Below are 7,562 nucleotides of genomic sequence, written 5' to 3'. Positions count from 1 at the left end.
CCTTCGTCGAAGCCTTCAAGACCGCCGGCGCGACGCAGTTCGGTTCGGGCTGGGCCTGGCTGGTGCTGGGTACCGATGGCAAGCTGAAGGTCGTCAAGACCGGCAATGCCGAAACCCCGTTCACCAAGGGTGACAAGCCGCTCCTGACGCTCGACGTCTGGGAGCACGCCTACTATCTCGATTACCAGAACCTGCGTCCGAAGTTCATCGAAACATTCCTGACCTCGCTGGCCAACTGGGATTTCGCGGCGAGCAATCTCGACGCCCCGCTGCATCCGGGCGTCTAATCACGCTTGCATTTAAATGTGGAAAGGCGATCCTTGCGGGTCGCTTTTTTCTTTATGTGTACCATGACCAATCAAGAACTCGCCGCCACACTAATCGCTCTCCTGAAAGCACAGAAGAAAACCGTCACCACGGTCGAAAGCTGCACGGGCGGCCTAATCGGTGCCGCGATCACCGGCATTTCCGGCTCATCCGAGATTTATGAGACCGGCTTCATCACCTATTCCAATGCGGCCAAGACGGCCCTCGTTGGGGTTTTGCCTTCGCTCTTTCCGTTATATGGCGCCGTCAGCGAAGAGGTTGCCTTCGCCATGGCTGAAGGGGGCTTGAAAACAGCCGGTGCCGATCTTGCCCTAAGTGTCACCGGCATAGCCGGGCCAACTGGCGGAAGTGCTGAAAAGCCCGTTGGTATGGTGTGCTTCGGCCTGAGCTATATGGGGGAAACCCGGACACGTACACAGCAGTTTGGCAATATCGGTCGCGATCAGGTGCGCGAGCGCAGTGTCGGCACCGCCTTGAAATGGGCCATAGATGCGCTCAGCGTTTAGCGCCATAGAGCTGCCGCGCCCTTGATTCGAAAATCGCCAGCAGCTTCGAGACCGCCAGATTGAAATTTGCTTTGAAAACAGCATCAAGGAGGGGGTTCTTGATGTCGATATCCATATCGAAGGCGACCTTGGTACCGGCAGCTGAGGGTGTGAAGGTCCATCGCCCCTGAAGTTTGCGGAACGGCCCCCTGATCAGGTCGAAATCGACCAGCAGGGCGGCCCTGGCGCGAGTCACCCGTGTCGAAAAACGCTCGGTCAACAGCTTGAAGCCGACCGCCACATCGGCATCGAAGCGCGCGATATCCTCGTCTGTCAGATCGCGATTATAGGCGCGCAGGGATTTAATCCACGGAATGAATTCGGGATAGCGTTCCACATCCCCGACCATTTCCCACAATTGCGCCGGCGCATAGGGCAGGTCGCGCTCCAGACGCAGCTTGGTCATGGATTACTTTTTCGCGGCACGGGCGGCGCGGAGCTTTTCGAAATCCTCGCCGGCGTGATGCGACGACCGGGTCAGCGGTGATGACGACACCATCAGGAAACCCTTGGCGCGGGCGATGGCTTCATAGGCCTTGAACTCGTCCGGCGTCACGAAGCGGTCGATGGCGGCGTGCTTGCGGGTCGGCTGGAGGTACTGGCCGATGGTGATGAAGTCGATACCGGCCGAGCGCATGTCATCCATGACCTGCATGACCTCTTCACGCGTCTCGCCCAAGCCGACCATGATGCCGGACTTGGTGAACTGCTGCGGATCGCGTTCCTTGACGCGTTCCAGCAGGCGAAGCGAATGATAGTAGCGCGCGCCTGGACGGATCTTGAGATAGTTGCGCGGCACGGTTTCGAGATTGTGGTTGAACACGTCCGGCTTGGCGTCGATGACGATTTCGGCGGCCCCTTCCTTGCGCAGGAAGTCGGGAGTCAGGATCTCGATGGTCGTTTTGGGCGATTGCGCGCGAATCTGGCGGATCACCTCGGCGAAGTGCCCGGCACCGCCGTCCTTCAGGTCGTCGCGGTCCACCGAGGTGATGACGACGTGCGACAGCTTCATCAGCGAAACGGTTTCGCCGACGCGGCGCGGTTCGTCGGCATCCAGCGGTTGCGGCAGGCCGGTCTTGACGTTGCAGAAGGCGCAGGCCCGCGTGCAGGTGTCGCCCATGATCATGATGGTGGCGTGGTTCTTCGACCAGCATTCGCCGATATTCGGGCAGGCGGCCTCTTCGCACACGGTTACCAGCTTGGCGTCGCGCACGATGCCGCGCGTCTCGTTATAACCGGCGGAACCCGGCGCCTTGACACGCAGCCAGTCGGGCTTCTTCAGGATCGGCGAATCCGGACGGTTCTGCTTTTCCGGGTGGCGCAGTTCACGCGGACTGGAATCGACACGATTTATCAGGGTGACCATGGTTCGGCTGAGGCTCAACTGGGACTATGAGGCATAACTTGACTGCCCTAATTGGTCTTTTCACGTCATAATATCAAGTCAATTCCTGCTAATAGTGCGTTGCAAATGTCGTAGCGGGTTCACGGAATCTCCAGTATAGCTTGAGGAATGGCCGCATACTCCGCTGGAAAATCCGTGATCAGGGCTGCGATCCTGACGAGTCTGCTGGCGGGGGCCGCCCTCGCCATATCCGGATGCTCGAAACTTGGTGACCGCGATATGCAGCCGGGCCATGCCTTTCTCGACAGCCGCATCCCGGCGGGCCTTTCGCCGCAATATTACCCGCCGGAAGGCTTTGTCTGGGGTGCTTATCGCTCGGGCAATCTGCCGGAGGCGCGCTATGGCGTGGCGGCGCCGCCGGTCAATCCGAAGGCGCAGGTGCTGATTCTGGCCGATGCCGATTATCCGGCCGAGGTCTATTTCGAACTGATGCGCCAACTGATGGACCAGGGCTATGGCGTCTGGCTGCTGGAAGCGCCGGGTCAGGGCGGTTCCGGGCGCTATCTGCTGCAGGGCCAGAGCCTCTTCATCCGCAGCTATCACGATGCCCAGATAACTGCCCGTGGCTTCATCACCGATATCGTCAAGCCGACAAAGGACAAGCCCCTGTTCGTGATCGGCACCGGTTACAGCGCCCTCACCGCCCTGTCGCTGTCGCCACTGTTGAAAGAGGATAGCCTGAAGGGCTTTATCGGTTACGCCCCCTATCTCGGCGGGCCGATATCGGCGGGCGATGACTGGCACCGCGATACGTCGCAGCCCGGCTATTGGGGCGGCATTGCCCAGAGCTGGCAGATGTCCAATCCCGATCTGCGTCTGCGCCGGAAAAGCGATGGCTGGCAAAAGCAGGTGCAGAAGGCCTATGCCGATCTGAACGGCCTGCACCTGCCAGTCGTTTCCCTGAAGAATGGCGCGGAAGTACTTGTTCTGCAACCAAAAACGGGAACAACAGGCGAAGCGAACGCCGCCAGCGCGCTATGCGCCCGCCTGCCCCGCTGTGCGGTGCGTCCCGGCAGTGCGCCCGACGCTTTGGGCGCCGATGTGACGGCCTTTATCCAGTCGCAGCTACCGGCGGTACACTAACCGGCACATTACAAATTGGTTATCTACGAAGTTTTTCGTTGCATTATACGAAGTGCTTCGTATGATCGTGACATGACCCAGTCCGATACCCCTGCCCAGAACCTGCGCCAAAATTCTCGTCGGCCGACCGAAGCCGAACTGGAAATCCTGCGCGTCCTTTGGACCAAGGCCCGGGCCACCGTGCGCGATATCTTCGATGTGCTCTCCCAAGAACGCCCGATGGGCTACACGACCGTGCTCAAGACCATGCAGATCATGCATGACAAGGGGCTGGTCACACGCAGCGAGGCGGGCAAGGCGCATATCTACACCGCCACCATGCGCGAGGAAGACATGCAGGGCCAGTTGCTGAAAGACCTGAGTGACAAACTGTTTTCGGGCTCACCCGCCCTTCTGGCCATGCACGCCCTGTCGATGCAGCCGGCCAGCGATGAAGAGATTCAACTGATCAAGGCGCTCATCGAGCGCAAAAGAGGTGCGTGATGAATCCCCATATGGAAGCGCTCGGCTTTACCCTCGTTCACTTCTGCTGGCAGGCCGCGCTGATCGCCGCCGCCTACAAGCTGGCGGAGATGGCCTGGCCCAATCTCAAACCGCAGGCCCGCTACAGTCTCGGCCTGGCCGCCCTCCTCGCCATGACCCTGGTGGCTGTCGCCACCTTCCTTTATGAGGAAATCCGCCTCTTCCAGCTCGCGCCGGCCGTTGCTGCTGCTCCGGTGCCTGTCGCCGTCGGCGAGAACCCGGCCTTCAGCCTGTCGAACTGGCTGCCGTGGCTGGATGCTGTGTGGCTGATCGGCGTCATCGCCCTGACCTTCCGCATGATCACCAGTCTGTGTCAGGTTCATGGCCTGAAAAAGCATGCCCAGGCCGCGCCGATCGCCGTGCAGGATCGCTTCAGCGCCGCCCTGCGTCGCTTCGGCCTGACCGGCAAGGTACAGGTGCGGCTACATCCGGCGATCAGCGGGCCTTTCGTGGTCGGCGCCTTCCGCGCGGTTGTTTACCTGCCCCTGTCGGCCGTCACCGCCTTGTCGCCGGCGCAACTGGATGCCGTCCTGTCGCACGAACTGGAGCATATCCGCCGCGCCGACTATCTGTGGAACCTGGTTCAGAACCTGATCGAGACCCTGTTTTTCTATCATCCGGCCGTGTGGTGGATCGGTGCCAAGCTGCGCGAACAGCGTGAGCTGTGCTGCGATGACGCGGCCATCAATACCTGCGAAGACCCGATCACCTATGCCACCGCCCTGCTCAATCTCGAAGAACAGCGCCGCGGCATGCCGGGCAACCTGGCCATGGCGCTGAATGGCCAGGGCCGTCACGAACTGCTGTCGCGCATCTCCCGCATCCTGGGCGAAGCGCCGGATTCCCGCCTCAAGGTGCGTCCGGTCGCTTTTGTCCTGCTGCCGGCCATGCTGCTGACCCTGACTGCCTTTGCCGCCGCCCCGGTCACCGAGGCCGCCGGCAAGATCTGCCCGCAGGATACGGCCAAAAAAGCGACACTGGTCCTGGCCAGCCTGCAGGAGGCCATTATCGGCAAGCCGGCGTCGGACAAGACGCCAGGAGATACCACCGTCTCCCCTGCCGAAATTACCGTGCCGGACGATCAGATCGAGTGGGAGTCGCAGTCGGCGGCCGATACTATCGATCCGGACGCCATTGCCGCGGAGGCGCGCGCCGAAGCGATGAAGGCCAAGGCCGATATCGCCAATGCCAAAAACATCGACATCGATCCGCAGGCCCTGGCCGCCGAAGCCCGCGACGATGCCATGAAGACCAAGGCGGAAATGGAGCGTCAGGGCATCGCCCACAGCATTGATCCGGACGCCATCGCCGCCCAGGTGCTGGCTGAAACGCAGCGCGCCAAGGCTGATGCCGCCCGCGTCGCCCTGGCCAGTATCGAGCCTGATGCCATTGCCGCCGAGGCCCGTGCCGCTGCCGTCGCCGCCAAGGCCCAGTACCAGGCGCATTACAAGGATTACCAGGCGCAGAAAGAATTCTACAAGGCCCAGCACGAAGCCTATAAGGCGCAAAAGGACGCTTACAAGGGAATGTACAAGGCCGATCTGAAGCGTCCGAAAGCCCCCCTGCCACCGTTATCGCCCCTTCCCCCTGTGCCGCCGCTCGAAACGCCGGCCCCGCTGGCGGACCCGGCAGCACCTGTTCCCCCCGCCGCGCCGTTGGCGCCGTTGGCGCCGCTGGCCGCCGTCTCTGCCGACTGGCATATCGAAACGCGAACGGCTCCCAACGGCAAGGCGGTCGCGGTGATTACTGCCCCCAAAGGCAAGGACAATACCCTTGCCATGGTCACCCTGGACCAGCTGCCCAATGCCACGCCAACCGCTATCCCTTCACCCGATCCCAGGACGGATGTACAGATCAATGTCCGGACCCGCATCAAGGTGAAGACCGACCCTCAGGTCCGCGTGACAGTGGACACCGAGCACTGATCCCTTTCTTGCAAACCGCCGTTCATCTTCCCCTTTGACCTGCTCATCTCCCATCGGCTAGTATGGTTCGCAGTGGCCATCCCGATCCGAGGATGCGGATGGCGGGATAATCAGGACATCCGGACGCTTCGTGTTGGCGAGGCGCCGCGTCCGAGGGGAGTTTTGGCGCATGAAGCGCGAGTTTAAGGCCAGCGATACGCAGACCTCGCTGTTTGAGGCGCTGATCGAAGCGCAGAACCGGTTCGGTGCCGGCAAGGTGATCATCGAGGACCAGGATCGCAAGCCGTTGAGCTACGGTCTGTTCATTACCGGCGCTTTTGCCCTGTCGCGTCTGCTGAAGCGTTATCTGGGCGATGAAAACCGCATAGGCATGATGCTGCCGACCTCGACCGGCGGCGCTGTTTCCTTCTTCGCCCTCCATGCCCTCGGCAAGGTGCCGGTGATGATCAATTTCACCGCCGGCCAGGCCAATGTGAAGGCCGCCATTCAGACCGGTCAGGTGAAAACCGTCCTGACCTCGCGCCGCTTCATCGAAAATGCCAAGCTCGAAGACCTGATCGAGAGCATGACACCCTATGTGCGCGTCATCTATCTCGACGATATCCGCAAGGAGGTCTCGACGGTTGACAAGCTGTTCGCCGTGGCCGCCTCCAAAATGCCAGGCCTGTTCGTCAAGAAGACGAAGGCCTCCGATATCGGCGTCATCCTCTTCACCTCCGGCAGCTTCGGCACGCCGCGCGGCGTGGTGCTGACCCAGTCCAATCTCGTATCCAATACCCGTCAGGTCGAAGCCCATATCGAGCTGAAACCGGAATGGGTGGCCTTTAATCCGCTGCCCATCTTCCATTCCCTGGGCCTGACCGGCGGGGTGATCCTGCCCTTGCTGGCCGGTCTGCGCAGCTTCCAGTATCCCTCGCCCCTGCATGTCAAGGTCATCCCGGAACTCCTGCGCGAATCGAAGGCCTCGCTGCTGTTCTCAACCGATACCTTCGTCAACCAATATGCCCGCTCCGGCGAACCGGAAGACTTCAAATCTCTGGAATTCATCGTGTGCGGCGCCGAAAAGGTGCGCGATGAAACCCACACCCTGTTCAAGACGCAGTTCGGCGGCATTCCTATCCTCGAAGGCTATGGCGTCACCGAATGCTCGCCCGTGGTGGCTGTCAACTTCCCTGATAACAACCATTACGGCACGGTCGGCGCCATGCTGCCAGAAATGGAGGCCCGTCTGGAGCCCGTCGAGGGCATTGAGGGCGGCGGCCGCCTGTGGGTCAAGGGACCGAACATCATGGCCGGCTATATCAATATCGACCGTCCGGACGTGATCGAGGCGCCGAAGAACGGCTGGCACGACACCGGCGACATCGTCAATATCGGTGACGACGGATTCATCACCATCCTCGGCCGCGCCAAGCGCTTCGCCAAGATCGCCGGCGAAATGGTCTCGCTCACCGCCGTCGAACGCATCGCCGAGGAGGTCTGGCCCGATAACCGCCATGCCGTGGTGGCGGTGTCAGACGACAAGAAAGGCGAGCGGCTGATTCTGATTACCGACAAGAACGACGCCGATGTGTCGCGCCTGACCCACTGGGCAAAGGAAAATGGCACGCCGGTCCTGGCCATTCCAAAGAAGATCCTCAAGATCGAAACCGTGCCTGTGCTGGGCTCCGGCAAGACAGACTATGTCACCCTGCAGAAGATGGCAGAGCTGGCGGCTTGATGCCGCATTGACAGCAGCGGTGCTTCATCTTATGG

At 61.1% G+C, this 7,562-nt stretch carries 8 protein-coding genes; 6 read left to right on the top strand and 2 right to left on the bottom strand.

Annotated features, from left to right (window positions below; all coding sequences use genetic code 11):
* Together QM647_RS17200 and QM647_RS17195 are read left to right on the top strand one after the other, a co-directional pair.
* Window positions 1–287 (top strand): superoxide dismutase (locus tag QM647_RS17200; protein WP_414996783.1); only part of this gene is annotated, 287 nt, incomplete at its 5' end.
* Window positions 288–350: 63 nt separating this feature from the next.
* The gene (locus QM647_RS17195) at window positions 351–833 is read left to right on the top strand and encodes a CinA family protein (protein WP_414996782.1); all 483 of its coding nucleotides are present in this window, start codon (window positions 351–353) and stop codon (window positions 831–833) included.
* On the opposite strand, the gene QM647_RS17190 is transcribed toward QM647_RS17195, so the two are convergent.
* Together QM647_RS17190 and lipA are read right to left on the bottom strand one after the other, a co-directional pair.
* Window positions 823–1,278 carry a type II toxin-antitoxin system RatA family toxin gene (locus QM647_RS17190; protein ID WP_414996781.1) on the bottom strand — a complete coding sequence of 152 codons (456 nt, stop codon included), beginning with the start codon at window positions 1,276–1,278 and terminating at the stop codon, window positions 823–825. The two genes, QM647_RS17195 and QM647_RS17190, sit on opposite strands and share 11 nt — an antisense overlap.
* 3 nt (window positions 1,279–1,281) lie before the next feature.
* A complete protein-coding gene (lipA, locus tag QM647_RS17185; protein ID WP_414996780.1) occupies window positions 1,282–2,238 on the bottom strand; it encodes a lipoyl synthase in 957 nt (318 codons plus the stop codon).
* Between the two features lie 174 nt (window positions 2,239–2,412).
* On the opposite strand from lipA, the gene QM647_RS17180 reads away from it, so the two are divergent.
* The 4 genes from QM647_RS17180 (at window position 2,413) to QM647_RS17165 (ending at window position 7,527) form a co-directional block, all read left to right on the top strand.
* Window positions 2,413–3,360 carry a serine aminopeptidase domain-containing protein gene (locus tag QM647_RS17180; protein WP_414996779.1) on the top strand — a complete coding sequence of 316 codons (948 nt, stop codon included), beginning with the start codon at window positions 2,413–2,415 and terminating at the stop codon, window positions 3,358–3,360.
* A 72-nt stretch (window positions 3,361–3,432) separates the two neighbouring features.
* On the top strand, window positions 3,433–3,843 hold the full coding sequence (locus QM647_RS17175) for a BlaI/MecI/CopY family transcriptional regulator (RefSeq protein WP_414996778.1): 411 nt from the start codon (window positions 3,433–3,435) through the stop codon (window positions 3,841–3,843).
* Window positions 3,843–5,807 carry a M56 family metallopeptidase gene (locus tag QM647_RS17170; protein ID WP_414996777.1) on the top strand — a complete coding sequence of 655 codons (1,965 nt, stop codon included), beginning with the start codon at window positions 3,843–3,845 and terminating at the stop codon, window positions 5,805–5,807. The genes QM647_RS17175 and QM647_RS17170 overlap by 1 nt, the downstream gene beginning before the upstream one ends.
* A gap of 169 nt (window positions 5,808–5,976) precedes the next feature.
* On the top strand, window positions 5,977–7,527 hold the full coding sequence (locus tag QM647_RS17165) for an AMP-binding protein (RefSeq protein ID WP_414996776.1): 1,551 nt from the start codon (window positions 5,977–5,979) through the stop codon (window positions 7,525–7,527).
* The last annotated feature ends 35 nt before the right edge of the window (window positions 7,528–7,562 follow it).

It is taken from the genome of Asticcacaulis sp. (assembly GCF_047605585.1).
Classification (GTDB): Bacteria; Pseudomonadota; Alphaproteobacteria; order Caulobacterales; family Caulobacteraceae; genus Asticcacaulis.
The sequence above is the reverse complement of the archived record's forward strand: the minus strand, read 5'-3'. Positions and strand labels throughout refer to the sequence as shown.

Bases quoted from the DNA above. Each gene is read 5' to 3' on its own strand.
- QM647_RS17175 (WP_414996778.1), top strand. From the start codon at position 3,433: ATGACCCAGTCCGATACCCCTGCCCAGAACCTGCGCCAAAATTCTCGT.
- QM647_RS17195 (WP_414996782.1), top strand. From the start codon at position 351: ATGACCAATCAAGAACTCGCCGCCACACTAATCGCTCTCCTGAAAGCA.
- QM647_RS17190 (WP_414996781.1), bottom strand. From the start codon at position 1,278: ATGACCAAGCTGCGTCTGGAGCGCGACCTGCCCTATGCGCCGGCGCAA.
- lipA (WP_414996780.1), bottom strand. From the start codon at position 2,238: ATGGTCACCCTGATAAATCGTGTCGATTCCAGTCCGCGTGAACTGCGC.
- QM647_RS17170 (WP_414996777.1), top strand. From the start codon at position 3,843: ATGAATCCCCATATGGAAGCGCTCGGCTTTACCCTCGTTCACTTCTGC.
- QM647_RS17165 (WP_414996776.1), top strand. From the start codon at position 5,977: ATGAAGCGCGAGTTTAAGGCCAGCGATACGCAGACCTCGCTGTTTGAG.